The 20,555-nt window shown below is 41.5% G+C and carries 17 protein-coding genes; 3 read left to right on the top strand and 14 right to left on the bottom strand.

Features of this window, described 5'->3' with window-relative positions; all coding sequences use genetic code 11:
* The 13 genes from B3139_RS16880 to B3139_RS16830 form a co-directional block, all read right to left on the bottom strand.
* Positions 1–1,698, bottom strand: coding sequence for a right-handed parallel beta-helix repeat-containing protein (locus B3139_RS16880; protein WP_293884720.1), 1,698 nt, complete (start codon positions 1,696–1,698; stop codon positions 1–3).
* Positions 1,698–2,648 carry a sugar phosphate isomerase/epimerase family protein gene (locus B3139_RS16875; RefSeq protein WP_293884719.1) on the bottom strand — a complete coding sequence of 317 codons (951 nt, stop codon included), beginning with the start codon at positions 2,646–2,648 and terminating at the stop codon, positions 1,698–1,700. The genes B3139_RS16880 and B3139_RS16875 overlap by 1 nt, the downstream gene beginning before the upstream one ends.
* Before the next feature lies 1 nt (position 2,649).
* Positions 2,650–4,431, bottom strand: a complete 1,782-nt coding sequence (locus B3139_RS16870; RefSeq protein ID WP_293884718.1) for a RagB/SusD family nutrient uptake outer membrane protein — start codon at positions 4,429–4,431, stop codon at positions 2,650–2,652.
* 20 nt (positions 4,432–4,451) lie between these two features.
* A complete protein-coding gene (locus B3139_RS16865) occupies positions 4,452–7,994 on the bottom strand; it encodes a TonB-dependent receptor (protein ID WP_293884717.1) in 3,543 nt (1,180 codons plus the stop codon).
* A gap of 189 nt (positions 7,995–8,183) precedes the next feature.
* Positions 8,184–9,395: a FecR family protein gene (locus B3139_RS16860; protein ID WP_293884716.1), complete on the bottom strand. Its 1,212-nt coding sequence runs from the start codon at positions 9,393–9,395 to the stop codon at positions 8,184–8,186.
* 153 nt (positions 9,396–9,548) lie between these two features.
* A complete protein-coding gene (locus B3139_RS16855) occupies positions 9,549–10,121 on the bottom strand; it encodes an RNA polymerase sigma factor (protein ID WP_293884715.1) in 573 nt (190 codons plus the stop codon).
* A 138-nt stretch (positions 10,122–10,259) separates the two neighbouring features.
* Positions 10,260–10,502 (bottom strand): hypothetical protein, encoded by a 243-nt coding sequence (locus B3139_RS16850; RefSeq protein WP_293884714.1) that lies wholly within the window; start codon positions 10,500–10,502, stop codon positions 10,260–10,262.
* Positions 10,503–10,716: 214 nt separating this feature from the next.
* Entirely contained in the window at positions 10,717–10,938 is a 222-nt protein-coding gene (locus tag B3139_RS21575; protein ID WP_414711836.1) for a PDDEXK nuclease domain-containing protein, read from the bottom strand.
* Positions 10,889–11,110 carry a DUF1016 N-terminal domain-containing protein gene (locus tag B3139_RS21570; protein ID WP_414711835.1) on the bottom strand — a complete coding sequence of 74 codons (222 nt, stop codon included), beginning with the start codon at positions 11,108–11,110 and terminating at the stop codon, positions 10,889–10,891. The genes B3139_RS21575 and B3139_RS21570 overlap by 50 nt, the downstream gene beginning before the upstream one ends.
* Positions 11,094–11,276, bottom strand: a complete 183-nt coding sequence (locus B3139_RS16845) for a DUF1016 N-terminal domain-containing protein (protein WP_293884713.1) — start codon at positions 11,274–11,276, stop codon at positions 11,094–11,096. Before B3139_RS16845 ends, B3139_RS21570 begins: the two co-directional genes overlap by 17 nt.
* A 163-nt stretch (positions 11,277–11,439) precedes the next feature.
* Entirely contained in the window at positions 11,440–11,646 is a 207-nt protein-coding gene (locus B3139_RS16840) for a helix-turn-helix domain-containing protein (protein WP_223580226.1), read from the bottom strand.
* 1 nt (position 11,647) lies between these two features.
* Positions 11,648–12,184 (bottom strand): DUF2975 domain-containing protein, encoded by a 537-nt coding sequence (locus B3139_RS16835; RefSeq protein WP_293884712.1) that lies wholly within the window; start codon positions 12,182–12,184, stop codon positions 11,648–11,650.
* Positions 12,185–12,426: 242 nt separating this feature from the next.
* Entirely contained in the window at positions 12,427–12,873 is a 447-nt protein-coding gene (locus B3139_RS16830) for a nuclear transport factor 2 family protein (protein ID WP_293884711.1), read from the bottom strand.
* A 350-nt stretch (positions 12,874–13,223) separates the two neighbouring features.
* Here B3139_RS16830 and B3139_RS16825 point away from each other — a divergent pair, with 350 nt between their 5' ends.
* Entirely contained in the window at positions 13,224–14,078 is an 855-nt protein-coding gene (locus B3139_RS16825) for a hypothetical protein (RefSeq protein ID WP_293884710.1), read from the top strand.
* Between the two features lie 336 nt (positions 14,079–14,414).
* On the opposite strand, the gene B3139_RS16820 is transcribed toward B3139_RS16825, so the two are convergent.
* Positions 14,415–15,227: a hypothetical protein gene (locus tag B3139_RS16820; protein ID WP_293884709.1), complete on the bottom strand. Its 813-nt coding sequence runs from the start codon at positions 15,225–15,227 to the stop codon at positions 14,415–14,417.
* Positions 15,228–15,945: 718 nt separating this feature from the next.
* Here B3139_RS16820 and B3139_RS16815 point away from each other — a divergent pair.
* Positions 15,946–19,401 (top strand): TraB/GumN family protein, encoded by a 3,456-nt coding sequence (locus B3139_RS16815; protein WP_293884708.1) that lies wholly within the window; start codon positions 15,946–15,948, stop codon positions 19,399–19,401.
* A 117-nt stretch (positions 19,402–19,518) separates the two neighbouring features.
* Positions 19,519–20,478 (top strand): hypothetical protein, encoded by a 960-nt coding sequence (locus B3139_RS16810; RefSeq protein WP_293884707.1) that lies wholly within the window; start codon positions 19,519–19,521, stop codon positions 20,476–20,478.
* Positions 20,479–20,555: the final 77 nt, after the last annotated feature.

Raw genomic sequence — 20,555 nt, 5'->3', positions numbered from 1 at the left:
TTATTTCACTTTTGCACCCATCAAGCTGGAAGAGCGCGGGTTATTATTGATATCTTGTTGTATGCGACTGTCGTCCAATACCGGCTTATATTTCTTGGCAAGCTCCAGCAACCCGGATGAGCTTAAACCATAGCTCATGGACGGATTTTCGGCACCGATAGGTAGATAATCTGGATTCAGCATAGTCGCAGGTTCAAAACTTACTTTTGGAACAATGCTTCCATCAGCGCCATACACCGCCTTCGTAGCAACAGTGTGCTGGATCAATGGAACAACAGCGACGTTATCTGAATAAGCATCAACATCGCTTGAACTGCCCGCCTGAATATTGCCCGAAACGATCGAATTGATCAAAGTCAAGTTGTTGACATTGCTGCGACGATAGACACCACCGCCGGGACCAACAACGGCATTCTTGGTAATGGTTGTACTGATCACGTCTGCCTGACAGTTATCATACAGCATTAGTCCGCCTCCGCCGTTGGCTGATGTACTCGAATTTTCAGCCAGCAGGCAATTAACAAATACCCCTTTTGATTTTTCACGTAGATAAACACCTGCTCCATAGGATGTATTTGAATTGCCGATCACCTCACAATTATAGAGTGTGATAGCCGCGTTTGGATAGGCATGTACGCCCCCTGCGGTGCCTTTGGCACTATTGTGATTAAACTGGCTATCGTAGGCAACCAGTGACCCATCAGCGATCCATAGTCCGCCGCCGTTATTGCCGGTGTTGCTATTATTGTTGATACGGCAGTTTTCCAGTCTGAGCTGGGCACCCGCAAACGCGTAGATGCCGGCAGCAAAACCTGCAGTTCCCTTATCTGCGGTCGCTTTATTGTCGACCACGTCCACATTTTTGAGCAGGACCCGAGCCATGCCAATCAACATACCGCCGCCTTGGCCACGGCTGAATTTGACCTTGTCGATCGTTGTACCGGCACTGCGGTCGGTGGCATTCCCCCCTTTGATGCTGATGTTTTCCAACCTAACCTGATTTTCAGGATCCGCGGCTGCCGTCACGGTGACCGTGTGAAACACCGATTTTCCACTGGAAAGCTTTCCCTGAAAGATGGTTTTATACAGCGCGGGATTGGGCTGATCTCCAGGTTTGGCATTGGCCGCATAGCCACCAATCAGGCTGACATTCTTTGCAATCTCTATAGTTTTGTCCGATTCCTCATTGACGTCACCATTGCGAATGGTCCGCGTTGGAACATAGGTCCCCTCAGCAAGAAATAGCGTACTGCCTGTCGTTGCTTTTTCGAGTGCGTGATCGAGGTCAGTAGCACTAGTCCAGGAACTGCCATCCCCTTTACCCGCAGGAGTCACATAAAAAACGGGCACTTTTCCGGATTCCTGCAAAACCAAGATCTCCTGCGATAGATTATCGTTCAGCCTGAGCAACAATGTCGCTGAACGTTCGTCTTCCGAATTCTTAGAAACAGAAAACCGGATCTTATTTTTCCCTTTGGGATACACCGTACTATCCAGTTTGATCCAATCTTTGTCGCTACTGACGGTAACCGCCGCATTCGCCAAGATGTCCAACTGATAGGTATCGGCCCTACTGCCGACCTCCATATAATCCCGATCAATCAGGAGCCGCTGCTCACTTTCTATTTTATCTTTTTTACAGCTCTGTATGCTGAGGGCAAAAAATAGAACCATAAAAATATATAACGCTTTTTTCATTAATCAATGTTTTGAACGTACTTATTGTTTTGTGTGTTGCTATAATTCTGCTGCAGCTGACGGTAACATTCAATCAGCTGGGCTGTGGTTTCATAATGACACTCAAACATGAATACACCTTTATATTTAATTTTTTCAAGTGCGGCCAATATGGTATTCCAGTCATTCTTCCCTTTACCATTACAAGGCAGGTAGTGACTTTCCTTCGTTCCATTCCCATCCGCGACGTGCAGCGTCTTGACGCGTGGACCAAAAGCCAAGAGCAGCCGCTCGGGATGCGCAATATGGTTCATGTCCACGGCAATGCCGACCTGATGAGGAAAGCGGGCGAAAAGTTCCTGACATTCTTCCACGGTTCGCAGTAGGGGTCGCTCCCGCTCACCCACCGTCAGCGAAGGACCGAGCATATTTTCGATGACGAGCTGCCGCCCCGTCCCCGATACCGCAGTGTACAACTCGTTGACAGAACGTACCAGCTGATCCTTGCGGGCCTCCCTTTTGTTGGGCTCGAGGTAATAGGAAGGATGAAACAGAATTACCTGCGGATGAAGACGATAAAGGCCTTCCAGCAGCTGCAAATGCATACGGATCACCTGCTGCCGCTGCTGTTCATCCAACGTAGAGATATCTATTTTGGCGGAAAAGGGCATATGGATAGACCATACCTTCACCGACGCTTCCTTCAATACAGTGGCCAACGAATCGCATTTAAGCAACCATTCATCCTGTGGAATGTTTAAACTGAGATCTGCATTGACAAAACTTCCTAACCCAGCAATCTCGATATAATCCATACCAGCTGCTTTGTCGGCCTTTAGCTTTTCCAATGCTATCTTCCGGATATCGAGTGAGTAGCCAACGGCATAATCAGGCCGACCCTGCTTTTGACTGTAGGTATATCCGGGGATCAATAGATAACAGAGGATCGAAATAAAAATAAGTTGTTTCATGTTATCGGTATAATTTCTCCCATTCAGGATTTTGTTTCAGATTTGGGTTTAACTTGATATCTTCGATGGGGATCGGTGCATAGTAATCACGTTTTTCATCAAACTTACCCCGTTGATAAAATGGATCCAATGACCCTTTATTGGCATTTTGCGTATTTGAAACCGGGTCCCAAAGCGTCCGCTGATTGATATTGATCAATGTGGTCACGGTACCCGGTGCCCCCGATGTGTTGCCGGTATGGACATACACATCCGCCTTGCCATCGCCGGTAAAATCATACGCGCCGACACCTGGAAAATAAACGCCGACAATAGGCTGATTGAGTTTTGATCCGGCCTTCCAACGCATTAAGTCGTCCCAGCGCTGTCCTTCGTTGAACAACTCGATCCTTCTTTCGCGTCTGATTTCCAAAAGTACTCCCTTAAATGCGCCTCCGTCGATGTTCGGATACATGGCCAGCAAGTAAGGATCAGGATTGGCATTCGCTTCAGCGAGGGATAGTATTGGCATTCCCGCCCGGCTACGCAGCTTATTGACTGTCAGGTCAAGGTCGCTTTGGCTGATTGTCCCAAGTTCCGCTTTTGCTTCGGCATTGATCAGCAATGCCTCCGCATAACGGAATAAGATGACATCAAAATAGGAAGCCGATACACCCCATTGCAATTTATCAGGCAAGGCCTTAATCAGACGATAGCCAGTCGTGGTGATGGTCAAGTTGACTGGCTCATTGCTTGTCTCGCCATTAGCACGGAACTCAGGCCCCGCCGTTGTCTGTGTAAGCCTTGGATCTCTATTCTGCATTTCCTGATAGAATTCCATGGTCTTGTAACCTGATCTATCGGTAAAACGGCTTCCATCCTTCATCAGATAGCTATTGACCATATCTTTGGCGATACCATAGGCCCCCGAAGTCGCTGAGGTGAAGGAATAGCCAAGGCCATGCACACGCATACCCAATTCAAAATCAATGGCAAGGATAGTCTCCACCTGATCTTGATTATTTCGGGCGAACAGATTCCGATAGGCTTGATCCGCCCCTCCCTGGCTATATAAGGTATATGCCCCAGCATTCATCAATTCGGCCGATGCACTAACAGCCTCATTCAGGAACTTTTCATGTCCTGCGATCTGATGGTATTTTCTAAATGTTCCTTCAAAGAGTGCTACCCTCGCTTTCAGCAGCAGTGCCGTGTATTTGGTGATCAGATTAAGCTGTTTTTCCGCTGGGATATTTTCAATAGCATAGTCCAGATCAGCCATAATAGAATCCATCACCAGCTGCCGTGAGTCCCTCGCTTTGAAAAGATCTTCATCTTTGGCGCTCAGCACCTTTCCATACCAGGGTACGTCACCGAAAGTTTTTACCTTATCGTAATAAAAATGCGCTCTAAAAAAGCGGGCTATGCCGCCGTATTTCTTTTGTGCTGCAGCGTCGGGCACTTTATGGTAGTTGGCCAGAAAATAATTAATTTTGCGCAGCTGGCTCCAGGACCAACCGCCCGAGCCGCTGCCCACAGGGACAGTACGATTGCCCTTAATCCGGTCGGCTACCGTGAGGGGGATCATATTGTCCGAACTACCATCATTTGTATACCAGGATTCATTGGGCAAAAAAGTGTAAAAATCATTAGTGGCTACCTCCAGATCCTTTGCTGTATTGAAAAAATAAGGCGCTTCCACCTGGTCCTCCGAAGGACGATCCAAATAGTCTTTCTGACAAGCTGCCAGTGATAGCAAGATCAACAGACCAAGTAGTTTATAGGTGTTTGTTGTAAGTTTCATTATCATTGCGTTGTCAAGTATTAAAGCGTAAGCATTAAACCAAAAGAATAGGTTTTACCCATGGGATAGTCACGTAGCAGGCCCCGCTCCGAGGAATCTGCAGGATCATTGGCACTCGCAGGCGAATTATAATTGATCATTGCACCTGCTTGCTCTGGATCTATATACTTCGTCAGATTGCCAAAGTTCCAGGTCAGCAGATTCTCGCCGCTGAAGTAAAACCGTAGTTTTTCCACTTTATAGCGCCTTGTCCATTTCTGCGGTAAGGTGTATCCTAACGTAAAATTTTTCATCCGCAGGAACCCAACATTGGTGAGGTAATAGTCGTTCAATTCGTACAACGACCTTCCACTCTGCAGCGACGAGTATCCCCGATAGATCTGTGGATACCTGTTCCCTTTATTGTCTGGTGTCCAGGCATTATCCACCAGGTCTTTACGTACAAAAGAAAGATAAGGCCGCTGGTAGGATCCCCAGTATAAATCTCCTGTCGGGTACCAGTCCTGCTTGGCAACACCAGCAAAGGCCGCCGAGAAATCAAAATTATTCCAGGAAGCACTTATATTGATACCAAATGGAAATTTCGGCATGGCATTGCCAATAGGTTTAATATCGCCATGGTTGGCCAGTGTATTGTCGCCTTTGTCGATGCGTCCATCGCCATTGAGATCCACGTATTTCACATCGCCACCCCGCAACATATTCCACTCACTGTTTTGCGATACACTCAGAATATCATTATATACTTTGGAGAGGGACAATTGCGGATCCTGGAAACTATTCTGGTAGCTCAATGCCTCCGCATCAGACTGAAACTGCCCCTCGATATGGTATCCCCAGATCTGCCCCAGCACCTGTCCTTCGTAATAGGAACTCAATAAGCCTTGTGGATTATTGTATTTCGTGATGATTCCTTTAAAATTGGTGGTATTAACGCCAATATTGAAGCGGAAAGGTGAACCGGCTACGTCAAACTTGTCCTGATAGCTTAGCCCCACTTCAAAACCTTTATTACGCAAAGCGGCGTAGTTTTCACGCGGTTCACTGGCGCCAAATACGGCTGGTAGTGGCTGGCCCGGAAGATACATGCCTTCGACATCCTTCTGATACCAGTCAAAATTAACATTTAACTTATTCTGGATCAGCCCAAGATCAACACCGAAGTCAATGCTTTTGGTGCGTTCCCAGGTGACAACGTTCGGCAAAGGTGCCGGCGTACTCGCCCCAATAAGACGGGAGCCCCCATTTAGCCAAGCCAACTGCTGCACCGTCATCAACTCCTTAAAGGTATTGACCCCTACAGTCTGGTTGCCGAGCTTGCCATAAGAAGCTCTGAGTTTTAGGGTTGGTATACTGCCTTTGATCGATTCCCAAAAGCGCTCACGATCCAGCTGCCAGCCCAATGAGACGGAAGGGAAAAATCCCCACCGACTCCCACTGGGGAACCGTGATGAACCATCATACCGTGAATTTATTTCCAGTAGGTATTTATTATCGTAGGCATAATTAAAACGGCCAAATACGCCTTGAATAGCCCAATTTTCAGCTGATCCGCTCAGGCTATACATGGAGGTACCCAGTGCCAGGTTGGATAGATCTTCGATCAGAAGATCATCCATGGCCCCGGCGATACGGTCCCGGTCAAAGGATTCCTGATTGTAGCCCACCAATAATTTGAACTGATGCTTTTGCGCCACATTTTTTTCGTAGGTCGCAAACAGGTTCATCGCGTTATACTTGTCTTTCCAGCGGTATTCTGTCAGGCGGTTGAGGCCTGTAGTCGTATAATTGAGTTTGTTGCCCGAATAGTAACTAAAGGGGTTGAGGCGTGTGCTCCGTGAAAAGTTTTCGATACGGTTGCTATAATCAAAATTTACCTGTAGGCCTTTCAATGGCTTGAGCAGGACACGGAAAGTATTGGTAAACTCTTCACTATTACGCAGCTCCCAGCTCTTTCCCGATTCCAGTCCTGCATTGGCTCCCTGACCGCCGGTCCCCACACCGATATCCGTTGGAATACCATCCACAAAATTGGGATAGAAAGGCATCAGATTATACCAGGTCGTCGTACTCCAAAGTCCCCCCAGACCATTGCTGTAGCCACCATATTCTTTATCCTTTTCGTTGATGAACTGCGTATTGTTCGAAATTTCCAACCAGCTATTGGGCGTGAATACCAAATTGGATTTCATATTCTGGCGGTCCATATTCGCATCATCATTGATATTGTTGATCGTTTCCCGTTTGAACACACGTCCAGAGAGATAAGCTTTCAACTTTTCACTGCCGCCTGAAATGGCGATATTATGGAAGTTGGAGGGTTGATATTTTTTAAATAGGTAATCCCACCAGTTGGTTTTATAGAAAAATTTATAGGTTCCGTCCGCCTGCTTCTCATGAAAGGGCGCAATCTCACCTGCAGCCACCATTTTGATCGCTTCCCAGTCCATTGGATTGTAACGTGTATAGGAACTGCCGTTATAACCGTACAGTGCGGCATCTACGGTTTTCCCATAGACATAGGGATCGGAAATATAATCGGTACGGGAGGCGGGTGTAGTCCAGGCAAAATTATTGACATAATCGACCTTAACTGTTCCTGCCTTTCCTTTTTTTGTGGTGACCAAGATGACTCCAAAAGCACCACGGGCTCCATAAATGGCCGCCGAAGCGGCATCTTTCAGGACAGAAACACTTTCAATATCATTGGGGTTAACCCGTGTGATATTCCCTTCGATCCCATCGATCAATACCAGCGGGCCGCCCTCATTAATGGAATTGAATCCCCGCACATTGATGTCTGGTGTCTTGGATGGATCGCCATTGTTGAGCTGGATATTTAAGCCCGGCATAAGCCCCTGGAGCGTACCTGCTATATTTGGACTTGGACGCAATGCGATATCCTCCCCATTGACCTGCGACACGGCCCCCGTCAGATTGGCTTTTTTTTGCACGCCATAGCCCACGACGACCACCTCCTCCATTGCATTGATGGCCGGTTTCATGGTTACATGCAATGTAGACTGCTGTGCGAGCGCCATTTCCAGTGGCTGATAGCCGACCATGGTAAATACAAGTATGGCATCACGGCTACTGACCTGGATCTGAAAGCTGCCATCCTCACGACTGAGCGTTTTCTCCTTTTTGCCTTTTTCGCTGATTGTAACATTGTCTAAGTGTCGGCCCTGATCGTCTTTGACAAATCCTTTGACTGGGTACAGCTGCGGAGCCGCCATAGCGGACGCTTGACGAACTGCCTGATCCGGTCTTTTGTTTAAGACAATATTTTTATCCGCTTTGACATAAGATAACTGAAGCTGGCTCAATAAATCTTTCAGCGCTTCTTCAAAAGGGATATTGTTGAAGCTGACGCTGATACGGTCGTCTTTTGCGATCAGCGATTCGTTGTAAAAAATATTGTATCCACTTTGCTTCTGCAGTTCTTTCAAGACAGCACTCACCTTGACATTGTTCCGCTTCAGATTGACGGTCTGGCCGAAAGTAAAGGCGTGCAGCTGCAAATTGGCCGCGAACAGGAGTGGAATTGCTAAAGACAATTTCATAGAAATTGGTATTTTCTGGGATCTTACCTGGCATAATTGCCTCGGTCCGATCAATTTTTTTTTAGTAAATTGCATTCGGTTGAGATAAAATTTAACGGTTTTACTATTCATCCATGTCGAGAAAAAGACAAAACTTTCAGGGGCGTTGGCGCGCTCCTGATTGTTATATATGCTATCTTCTCATCAGCGTTAGTTTAGCACATATATCCTCCTTCCTTTACGTTCGAAATGTACGCCACCGGCGAAAGCAATTGTTTTCAATAGTTTATCGATATTTTCATAGCGGGAGATTGTGCCGGAGAAGTGCTGTCCTTGCAGCTGATCTTGGTAACTGACCTCGACATCATACCAACGTGCGACCTCGTCCATGACCGTTTGAATGGATGCATTATCGAAAGCAAAATTTCCATTTTTCCAGGCAAGACTATAGAACGGATCAACTTGCTCCTTTTTCACGCTCTTACGGCTTTTATTGAAGACTACCTGATCATTGGGCGCAAGGACCTGTTCTTTCAAAGCAGCATCGGCATAAGAGAGCTTGACTTTTCCTTCTACTAACGTGGTAACGATGCGATCACCAAAACTCTTGATGTTAAAATGCGTTCCAAGCACCTCGAGTGTCTGTGCTCCACTTTGCACAGTAAAAGGTACCCTTTTGCCTTTATTATCCATTTTAGCCACTTCAAAATAGGCTTCCCCTTCGAGCTGCACCGACCGAAACTTCGCATCAAATCTTACAGGATATGTGATCTTACTGCCTGCATTGAGCTGAACCAGACTTCCGTCCGCCATCTTTAACGTATATTCTCCCCCTCTAGGGGTTACGACTGTATTGTAGACAATGTTCTTTGTTGGTGATAAGTTGTCTTTAAGACGATAACTGATTTGACCTTTGTTATCTTTGGTAATCAAATATTCTCCTTGATCAAGCACCGTATCCGCACGGAGTAAACTGAGGTCGATCTCTTTTCCATTTTCAAGAATGATCATGGCTTTATCAGACCCCGGTACGATCGACACATTAGACAGCAGCTCTTTTGGCTGCGTATCCACTGCATAATAGTTGTGGTAGCCCCAGAGCGCTGCACCGAAGAATGCAAGAAAGACTGCCGCAACCTGCCACCAACTTCTTCTGAAATTAAAATGACTATCTTTAGTCTTTTGGGGAGTAGATGCCGCTGTTATAATTCGGGGATCAGCCATTATATTTTCCAACATTCGATGTGGATCGGGGTATGTTGCAGGCTTTGCAGAGTACGAGTTCTCCCGCCAGACTTTCTCCCAAGCCTGAAAAAATACGGGATCATCCATTAATCCTACAAGCAATTCCTGTTCTTCTTTGCTGGCTTGATCAGCAAGATATTTACGTATTAATTGGCTGTATTGTTCAATTTGGTTCATTCCTTTGGATCGATTTCAACTACATAATCGCGCGAACCTGGAAAAAGTACCAATTGAAAAATATTTTTTTTATGGATAGTAGATGATCTATTTTTTTTAGCCTATAGGATGGCTAATGCACTTGCAAAAAAAAGAGATGCCAACCCGAGCTGCTCAGAAAAAAAAGATAGACAGGATTTTGTCCAGCTTAAACCGCACAAATTTCGAGGCGAGGCTGAGGTGATTGCGCACCGTATTTTTGGAGAGCCCTTCTTCATCGGCAATTTCCTGATAAGATTGATCTTCAAACTTGCTCCGCCGGTAAATTGCCTGTTGCTGCGGCGGCAATTGTTCAATAATGGATTCCAGGATGACCTGCAGCTCTTTGCCATCCAACTCATCCTGCAACGAAAAACTTTCAGGCCAACTGTGCTGAAGAGACTGCAGATAGTTGGACCGGACTAGCGATTTACGGAAATTAGATATGGCCATTCTCTTTGAAATAGCAAATAGAAAAGGAAAAATGGCTTCCGGACCGGAAAGCTGCATTCTTTTTAAATAGAATTCAATGAAAACTTCCTGTGTGACCTCCTCCGCATCACTGTCACTTTTGCAGAGTTGTCTGACTTTAAAATAAATAATCGGCTGATAATAATTGAACACAATACTAAAAACACACTGATCTCCGGCTTGTAATAGGAGAAAATCGTCCATTGATATGGAAATATGTTTCAGTCCAACGATCATGAATTCGGTATGTTTAATTGATGCAAATTAACCTAACAGATGTTAATTTCATATAAAATTAACATTAATATCCATAATTACGAGTTCAGTCGCCTTATAAAAAAGCAGTACTCTCCATACTCTGCAGGTTTGGCTAACTTAAGGTTTGATATATTCTTGATAACTCTTTTTGATGTGCAGGATAATAACATAGTCGGACATGTATTTCGCTGTATCAATATTCAGACGATACAACTGCATGAAAGTTTGTAGAGAGTCCCTTCTAAAGACCGTCAAATTTTGAACCATACGTTTTGAAAAGGTACTATAAAGATACCGTTCTTCCTCTTCCTTTATTAATTTCTGTTGGAGCTTGGATTGAGGATTAGTTTTTTTTTCCATCAGAGAAATAACCGAAAGCACATCAACACTTATCAGCGAGGCTAAACCAGCCTTTTCGGGTATCCTTAAAACAGAACAGCTACGAAATAATGAGTTTTGAACGGATGAAGATTAAGCTCGTAAAGAAGAGGCTGGAGCGGCTGAAGGTATTTTATGAATGAATGTCCTTCAATGTCTAAAACTGATATAACTATTATCAGCCTGTTCAAATAATTCATATAACTTTTGTTGAAGTAAGCTTTTTATCTGGTAATTGTGTTTTATATTCCGCTAATAGTGTTGGTGAAAGACTTCGGCTCAAAGCATACTCAACCCCCTCACTATCTTTATCTTTACATAATAGAGTACCAATACTTGCATTTTCATTGGATCGCTTAACGTGTCGATCAAGAGCCTCTAGATAAAAATTCAACTGACCAAGATGCTCGCGCTTCAATTGTCTTGGTACGACTAAAAATTAGGACATTATTTGTCCAACTCAATTCTCTCGTCAATGCCGAGAGTCTTTCACTGCTGCGATAAGTTTCGTAAAACTGTTTCATTCGCCAAAGATTCTTATCTGAAAAGCCTTTCAATTCAGGTTCGTGCTGTTTAATGAAAAAGAGCAATTAATTCTTTGACGACCGACTGTCCCCATTCGGAAATTTCAATCCACGCGCTAATATACTTTCCAATACGCCAATATAAATTCATTAATTCCGTATTAACTGCCTTAATAGCTTTAGATTGAGATTCTTTAATAAACTGAATAATTTCTAAAAAACGCTGCTCCATGTATAAAGGATTAAACGAAGTCAGCTCTGGACAGGTTTACGCTTGCTCTCGATATTCTATAGGGCTCATTCCATTAAATGGAGTTTTATCCGTCTATTGTTGTAATATTCAATATAGTCATTAATTATAAGAAGTCTTCTTTTTAGGATCCTTCTTTCATTCCTCAACCCTCTACAAATTCCAAGATGTCTCCCGGCTGGCATTCTAACACTTTACAGATTGCTTCCAATGTGCTAAATCTTATCGCTTTGGCTTTTCCAGTTTTTAATATTGAAAGATTTGAAAGTGAAAGATCAACTTTCTCTGATAGTTCGTTCAATGACATTTTTCTCTTAGCCATCATGACATCTAAATTTACAATTATCGGCATCTTATACAGTTAAATCGTTTTCGTTTTGCAATTCAATTCCTCTGCTAAAAATAACAGATATCATATAGATTACCGCAGCCATTAAAATAAATGCTTGACTATCGGTCCAGAATTGATGTAAGCTCCCGACTTCGTAGCCCTTTCTTATAATTCTACCTACGGTCTCTTGTGCAATATAACTCAACAGCCCAATTGAAAATGTAAAATAACTGATTTTTGTAATTTGTTTGGAAACTAAATTATTGAAAGGTTTATTCAGATCCAATTTGTGCATCATTTCGACCACCAGATAAAATAAATATGCTTTCAATACTGCAATGACAAGGATAAAAGAATAGATTGTGTAAAAATACATTTGGCTCTGCCTGTACATAGCCGACAGATCAAGTTTTTGATAGAGTTTTCCAACAAATTCCGGTTTGAAAATACTGCAAACCAAATTAACAATAATGGCTCCTGCTTCGATAGATAATCCAACAAATATGATCCAGGCGATTACGAATAATCCTTTAAAAACGATGTTGTCCATTTTTTTCATAATTGATAAGTTTTATATTTAATGCAATAATAATAAATATTTAGCGATTATAACTAAATATTTATTGTTTTTAATAAAAAAGACACTTATAATGTATTACTTATCCAGAGGATCAAATTAAAACCTGCTGTGTAAGAAAAAGGTCAGATAAAGAGTCTGATTAACATCATGCCATTTTAACATTAAAAAAGCCATATCTTCAGATATAGCTCTCTAACATATTTTTATTTTAAGCGACCTACTTATTTATACGAATTGATTGATTTAGATACTTTCCAGTCATTACCAACACGCTCCAAAGTCACCAGATCAGTCTTGGTGAAGTTTTCAAATTTTAAAGTCACCTTAGCGACCATATAGTCTGCAGATTCATCGATGATATCGGTTTTTACTGTACAGTTCAGCTTCTCGCCTTTTTGCTTTTTCAATAATTTAACTACCGCATTACGGCTATAATTTCGTGCATTGGAGGCTTGGATCTTTTGATTGAAATCTTCCGCGAATAATTGCTCTATTCCTGCTGATTCTCCCTCCGTCATTACCGCAACATAGTGCGCTAAAGCGAAGTCCGCTGATGAAAGCTTAACGTCTGTTTTGGTTACTTTTGCTCCTGGTCCTTCAGCTGCCATAGCGAAAGTTGATACTGCGATTAAAGCTGCTGCTGCGAATGTTTTTACTAGAGTTCTCATAATGTCTTTATTTTATTGTGTTAGTTTTTCATCTAAATAATTGGTTCTTCATTTGTAATAAAGCTATCATGAGTATTTTCAATCTATGCTCATGATGGTTTTTGTTCTTATTTGTTGATTCAAAACTACAACACAATACGCCCCTAGTCTATGGGCGTTAGACTAACAGACCGGAAAACTCGGTAAATGGCGGAAATGGGGAGTTGAAAGTTATCATTCGAAATATCGCTTCAATTCAGCTATATTTAAATAGAAAATTACAAAGGTCAGTGAAGCATAAAACGAGAGGTGTATTTTTAATAACTCCTTATCTGCTGACCATTTGGACTATTAAATAATAAGAAAATATCATGTGCAAAATAATAACCATATTTACTTTCTTAGCCGTATCAGCCTTTCAACTTATTGGTAGCTGCTTTGCTCAAACCAAATATGTTGTATTTGATCAAGACATACTAACCGATTCATTGGATGAGCATTTATTGTGCAAAAGAACATATGCAGAAATCGAATCCGACAGTACCAATTTCCCAAATTTAACTATTTATGATTTTCTGTTTAAAAAAAGCATAATTACTGATGATTCAAATCAAAAAGTATTTCAGAATTTTATAAGCTTTGAGCGCGATGGGAAAAATTTGCCCGTTGATATCTTAGTTACAATAACGCCGCTGACAAGGTCTAAATTTGAGGTAAAAAATATCTCGAAAGCCATTGTTAATAATGATATAAAATTAATTTCTTCGGACAGCCTGCTAAGAACCGCTGCAAAATATATATTTTATGCAACCTATGCTCCTTTAGGTATTTTTTCAGAGACGCCATTACTCAATTTGAAAAGAACGGATTATAAAATCGTAATAAAGCGGAAAAATGAATATTTCCTAGTCGACAACGAGACCTTAACTGAGTCCTATTTTATAGGTAAAGGCAATATAGAGCCATATAGAATTAATGCAGCGGGAATATATCCGCAGAGTAGGAATTTTTCAAAACAAAGTTATCTCTCTACTGAAAGGTTAAATATGCTAAAAGGGGGAATTTTAAAAGATACTACCTTATATTTAAATAATCAAGGCCGAACTATAGTGATAGATAGATTTTGGATAAATGAACCTTACATTCCTTTTACAAAAAGTGCAGGCCTAAATAAAGGTAACGATTGGTATGCAGTAGAAGGGATTGGAGATTTTGAGTTCTATTGAGACAATGGAATATTAAACGGTAATTTTTTGGACTATTTTAAAAAAGCCAAGTTAATTTATATGCCCGATAAACAGCTCAATAGGAAACTGAACCTTTTTTATAAAACAAAGAAAATAAATGGAATACCACTCAAAGATTTTTTTAAAGACAAAGGTTTGGACAACACAAATTTGAAAACGATATTATAGCTAGCAATACCCAATGTTTCATTGACGTTGCACAGTTCAGCTTTTAACCTTTTTGTTTTTTCAGTGAGATACTTTCTAGTCATTACCTACAAGCTCCAAGATTAACAAAAGGTTTAGAGAGTAAGGCTCAATGATATAGTTATCGTGTTATTGAAAGTATTCAATAACACGATAACTACCATCTTGATATTTATAGAGCAGTTCTTTTAAGTAATACTTGTGCTGAACTCCGGTTAAGACAACTATTTTTTTTCCACTATACTGATTAGCGTGTTTGATGATATTAATAGCCATTGTGGTATTTCTTAGGTCCCAAAAATTACACCAAAGCTGATAACCATCTCGGTAAGATATCTTTTGACCGTTTGGCTTTACTATATATTTCTCTTCAAAAATTGCTTCGGAATTAGCTATTTTGGGGATCTCATGATGCTGAAGAGTCTGTCTATATCTATTTAAAGTTTCAAAAGCGACTGAATTCAATGTCTTGATATCTGTTTTTGAAAAGTTAAGTAGCGCTTTATTCGCTTCTTTATATTTCTCATAGATGGCTTTATTGGTATCACTTAACTTACCGACTTGATACAAGCTATCAATAAGCTTTACGGTAAGGTAATCAGCCGGGACCATACCCCTATCTTTTCGGTACTGATTTCTACCCTCAAACTCGAATGGTAAATTGCGTGTTTCAGGATATTTTTTAAGATATCGTAATGTAGCAGTCTGCTCATTGGATGTTAGACGAATTTCCTTTGCGTAATCTTTCATCTGCTCGCTATCATTTTCTTGCAAAAGTATATCAGGCCTGATTTTATCTATAATTTCAAATAGCATACCCGGGCTCAAAATGGCGGAGGAGTCATGCACTGTGCCAATGATATAGAGTTCTGTCTTAATCGAGGTTTGAGTTTGTGCCAAGTTTAAAAACAAAACCGATAGACTTGCAAAAAGATATTTCATTAAAAACGGATATTTAGGCATTGTTAAAAGTGATACTATCAAATATAAGAAATTCAGCACATAAGAGAAAATTTTCACCCATTTGATAGATGTATAGAAAAAGAAGACGAAAGAATGGAAATAGGAATGTAAAAAAAGGTAAGAGTATTTTTTTATTTCTAGTTCTGTTAAAGATGTCCTGCCTGAATAGCTCAAGACCAAAAGTATTCTAGAAACCTTATATAATGGTCAATTATAGGCCCTTTTCAACATTAAACCCATGTTTTGTAAGAAATGATCATGTTGAATTGCATAGATTAAAACATGTTCATATTGTCGATTATTGCTCACAGAATCTATGTTTTTTTGATCAGAAAGCCTTTTTAGATTAGTATCAATGGCATCCGGATCGCAGCAATCAGTAGTTTTCTTTTTTCATGACATGGAATCCGACGTGTAGATTGATATTATGCTGTCTCATTATCCACCCATGGGTTATACGGCACAATACGCCCCTAGCCTAAGAGCTTTAGACTAATGACTAGCAAATTTGGCGAATGACAGCAATGGGCAGCTGACTTCGTTATGCTATTGTGCAGATGCAGAAATTTATCTATTTTTAGGAGGCGTTATCTGATTACGAGCTCTATACCTGATCTAAACGATAATCGCTGTAGGAGTAGTATGTCAACTATTGACCACATCTTCTAGAAACCATAATATTATCTATTTTAATCACATGTGTAAATCTATTGGATCTACAAAATCTGCACAGCTGCTATCACTGCTCCTGATTTCCTGTCTCGTACTAGTTGGACATAGTTTACGTGCCCAGCAAACAAAGTACAGTAGCTTTTTATGGGAAATCACCGGAAACGGCCTAAGCAAATCCTCCTATTTACTCGGATCAGTTCATTTAAAAGACAGGCGCCTCATCAATAATAATGATTCTATATTTGTCGCTATCACCAATACGGATGCTTTTGCCCTTGAAATACACCCCGACACACTTTATAAAGAGATTTGGGATATCCGACTCAACAAGCGTCCTTCAAGCAAAAAGATCGAACTTACCGATGTGCAAAAAAAAGAGTTTGTACAACGCTATAAAAAGAAATATGGCGTGATGCCTGATTCGCAGCAAATGGCATCCCCTTATATGGCGGAATACCTCTTGAATCCTAGCCACGATAAGCCAGACGACATTACGGCGGTGCTCGACGCTTATCTTTATGGAGTGGCGCGATCTCAGCGAAAGCAAATTATCGGTTTGGAGCCAATGGCTAATCAACGTGACCTGAGAAACAGTGGAGGTTTAGTTCAGCTCAAAAATAAAAAAGACAGTAATAATTATTATCAACACTTTGAGCTGCTGATGCAGCTCTATAGCGCAGGAAATTTGGACAGCCTATGGAAGGTCATATCACCCAATATCGATATCGAGGAAATGCAAAGCAGGAATAACACCATGCTAAATAATATCATTGCCCAACTTGACAAGGGTACAGTTTGCGCCGTAGTGGGCGCCGCGCATCTACCAAGCGACATCGGCCTAATTCACCTGCTAAAGCTCAAAGGCTATAGGCTCCGTCCGGTAATGACGAGAAAAACAAACCTAGCCGCCAAATATAAAATTGACTACAGTACAATGGAATGGGCCGCTCACACGGATTCAGTGTATGGGTATGCAGTGTCTCTTCCAAAGGGTTATGTCCATAAGACAAGGATTCTTGGTGGAACCAGCATGATGTATGGTGATCTGAGTACGCAAACAGAACTGATGGTATCAGCAGTATTTGTCGGCGGGTTGAACGGATTGACTGCGGAAGCGTTTCTCAAACAGGAATATGAAAAAAGAACGGCAAATATAAAACACCAAATTGTATCCGAAAAGCTCCTCGAAAAGAATGGTATACAGGGTATGCAGATTATTACCGACCATGACCATATACTGACGAAATGGGAGTTTTGGTTAAAAAACAACACTTTATATACTTTATCGGCATTTACCAGCAATGGCCAACTGGACAGCTACCTATCAGACCACTTTTTTAATAGCCTCACAATCCTGAATATTGCGCAAGATACTCACCTCGGGGAATCCATATATGAAACTGGCGCCTTTGCAATCAAAATGCCTCCGAAGACTCAGTATATTTATCAAACGGGTGAGGAGTTGCTGGGTGATGAGAAGCTCCAGTATGGTATATACAGTTACTTTTCAATGGATAGAATCCGAAAAACACATTATTTGGTGCAATACCATGATTACCCGATTGGCTATACCATGACTGACAGGGCTTTGGTACTAAAGGAACTTCACAAAAATGTAGCAAAAAATCCGGCCATCACGATCACATCTTTTGAGGCTTGTAAAAAGGATAATGCCATTGGTGCAACCCTACGCGCCCAGCTGGAAAAATCAAATCTTTTTGCGCAAACCTGGATTCGTGGCAACCGTATCTATCAGGTTATGCAAGAAAATCTGGACAAGGAAAATAAAGAAATGGATAGCGCTTTTTTCAGCTCTTTTCGGATGATTAATTTCAAAAGACCAGCATGGGAAGATTATACACTAGATCATGTACAACTAAAACTTCCTGCTACTTCACTAATCAAAGTAAATGACGTCGATACAACTGAACAACTGGATAGAGAAGTTCAGGTATACGCAGCCGCGGACAGCAATTCGAGTACAGCCTTTCTTCTGGAAGTAAGCAAGCTTCCAAAATATTTCCGGTTAGAACGAAACGATAGTCTATATTCAGAAATACAAGCGAGTACAAAAAAACAGGCTGAAGAATTAGTCCGCTATGATACACTACGTTCTGGTAGGATCACTGCTGCAACCTATACATATCGGGATTCACTAACAGCCAACTACCACAAAAAAATCATTTGGACAAGGGGCAATATGTCCTATGCGCTTGATGTGATCGGTACGCAAGAAGCTATTGAACAAATGGATCTTGACCAGACAATCAAATCTGTCCGCTATAAGGACAGCATTACAAATTTTGATCTCTACAGTTCAAAAGCAGCAATGCTACTTGCAGACCTGTATAGTCCAGACACGTTGGTTTCACGACAGGCAAAAAATATATTGGAACTCAATTACAAATTTGCCAAGGACGATCTTCCGTTAATATACAAAATACTGGGCCAAAAAAAGACCGATGATCATCAGAGTGATGGCCTACGGAGGACTTTAATCTATAGCTTGGTAAATAATCATGATGAGCGCAGTGTACCGACCTTAAAAAGCTTACTCTTAGATCCGACAACGACAGATCTGATCAAAATTGCTATCTTACCGACCGTATGTGACATAGATTCTACGCAATTAGGTTGGTACGTCCAGGCATTAAACAAGTATCGCCCTGATGCCGGTTATGATGTATGGCGCTTGTTGCAGCCTCTGAGCGCTGCGCGAAACTATGTGGCCCACAATTTGGAAAAATTAATACCACTCTTTTCTGTCAACAGCTATCGGCCTACCTTATTGAATATTTGCTTAAAAATCGCTTCGGACAGTACAATGCAACAAGCTTACAGAATGATACATACCTATTTACCGGATATAATGCACTATTTCGCTGAGGATTTATCGCAATTAGCTTCCGAACAGAAACTGGCCGCTAGTTTCAATTATTATTCCATAGCAGATTATGTAAAAATAATAGCGTTGTACAAACAAAAAGATCTGCTTCAGAAATTTAGGCTACAGTTGCTCGCCGACGAGCCAATAGGTTACCTGCGCGCAACAACTGCCTGCGAGTTTTTGGTCCTGGACCTTCCAATTCATCAAAGCCTATTGGACAGTATCTACGCCAACTTATCGCAAAGGTATGTACTGATGAATGGACTGAAAGCTAAAAAGTGCGAACATTTGGTACCGGCTAGTTATAAAGCACAAAACGAAATTGGAAAGATTGTTGTAAACGAATACCTAGAATCCGAATGGGATACATACCCCTTGCAAATTGATTATTTAGGTCAGTTAACAGAAAATGATAAGCAATATATGATCTATAGCTTTAAAACGGAAGGCGATAACCAGCGCTATCTCTCCGTTTATATGCCAGATCCAGAAAATAGTGAATGGACGTATAATTTTGAAAACTGTTATTCCGATCTGGAACCGATTAGCAATGACTGGAAAACAGAGGCACTCAAGCTTATTCGTACAATGTAAACCTATGTAATCACATCAGCCGGATGAATATGCCCTCCAAAAATCCTAGTATTCGTGGATTGACACCTCGCGTTATTTGACTGAAATTAGGGTATGTTGAAATTAATAGAAAAACGAATGAATACAAGAGCTATCTATTTTTTCTTAGCGTTGTTCTTTGCGCTAGGCTGTTCAAAAGATTCTGATACTGGTCAACCTGATGGAGGTATAGCACTCTCTGGGAATCTATTCTTTCAAAATTATGATGGGCACACGTCAATCACTCTTCCCGCAATGGAGAAAACTATCTGGAAAAAAAATTCCACCTGGTACAATTGGGATATGACGCTTGACCGCCACATCTTGGAAATGCAGAGCGGTATAAATGATGGCAAAGCGGATCATGTTAAGTTTACTTATCGGCGATTCGATAACCAAACGCCTATACATCAGTTCTACTACCGCCCTATAAAAGGAGGATCCATCTATGTTTCCGCAAATTTATCACCAGATAAAAGCTTATTTTGCATTGCTCCAACATTTGAAGAGGGTTTTGTCGTTCTCGATTCGCGAGACGGGAAATTGATAAAGCATCTTGAAAATATTAATAACGAAAGGATTTCACGCAATACCCCTTTTTGCTGGTTACCGGACAACTCACTGATCATCAGGTGGAAAAATTCACTAGTTCGATTTCCAGCCCCTTATACAGAAGGAGAGGTTATCAGGGAATTTCCAACAGAAGATTTCTACCATATCACAGCAAATTCACAAGGAAGTAAAATAGCCATGATTTATGAAAAGCATGTTTGGGTATTTGATCTTAAAACCAAGGAATTTTATCAGGTCACCGCAAGCAATAGTCAGGAAGCATCTCCTGCCTTTTCACCTGATGGTCGATTCGTCGCTATAAGTACGGGTGTAAAAGTCATAGGGGTTCCCGGCGGCGTACCATCCTATCAGGGTTACATGAAGATTGTTCCTGTTGATGGGAGGACTTACTCGGTAGATACGGATGGAAATGGTGTTATTCCGATTATAGCTGCAGGGAAACGAAGTGCAGAGGCTTTAAATGGACCCGTCGTATGGACAGAATGATGTCATCACTGTATGAATAGCGATAATTTTATTTACTGACATTTTGTTGGACAACCTTTATTCGCGCTCTAGGATGA

This window comes from Sphingobacterium sp. UBA1498, assembly GCF_002325125.1.
In the GTDB taxonomy this organism is placed as follows: domain Bacteria; phylum Bacteroidota; class Bacteroidia; order Sphingobacteriales; family Sphingobacteriaceae; genus Sphingobacterium.
Note: the sequence above shows the minus strand (reverse complement) of the source record. Positions and strands in the feature narration are given on the sequence as shown.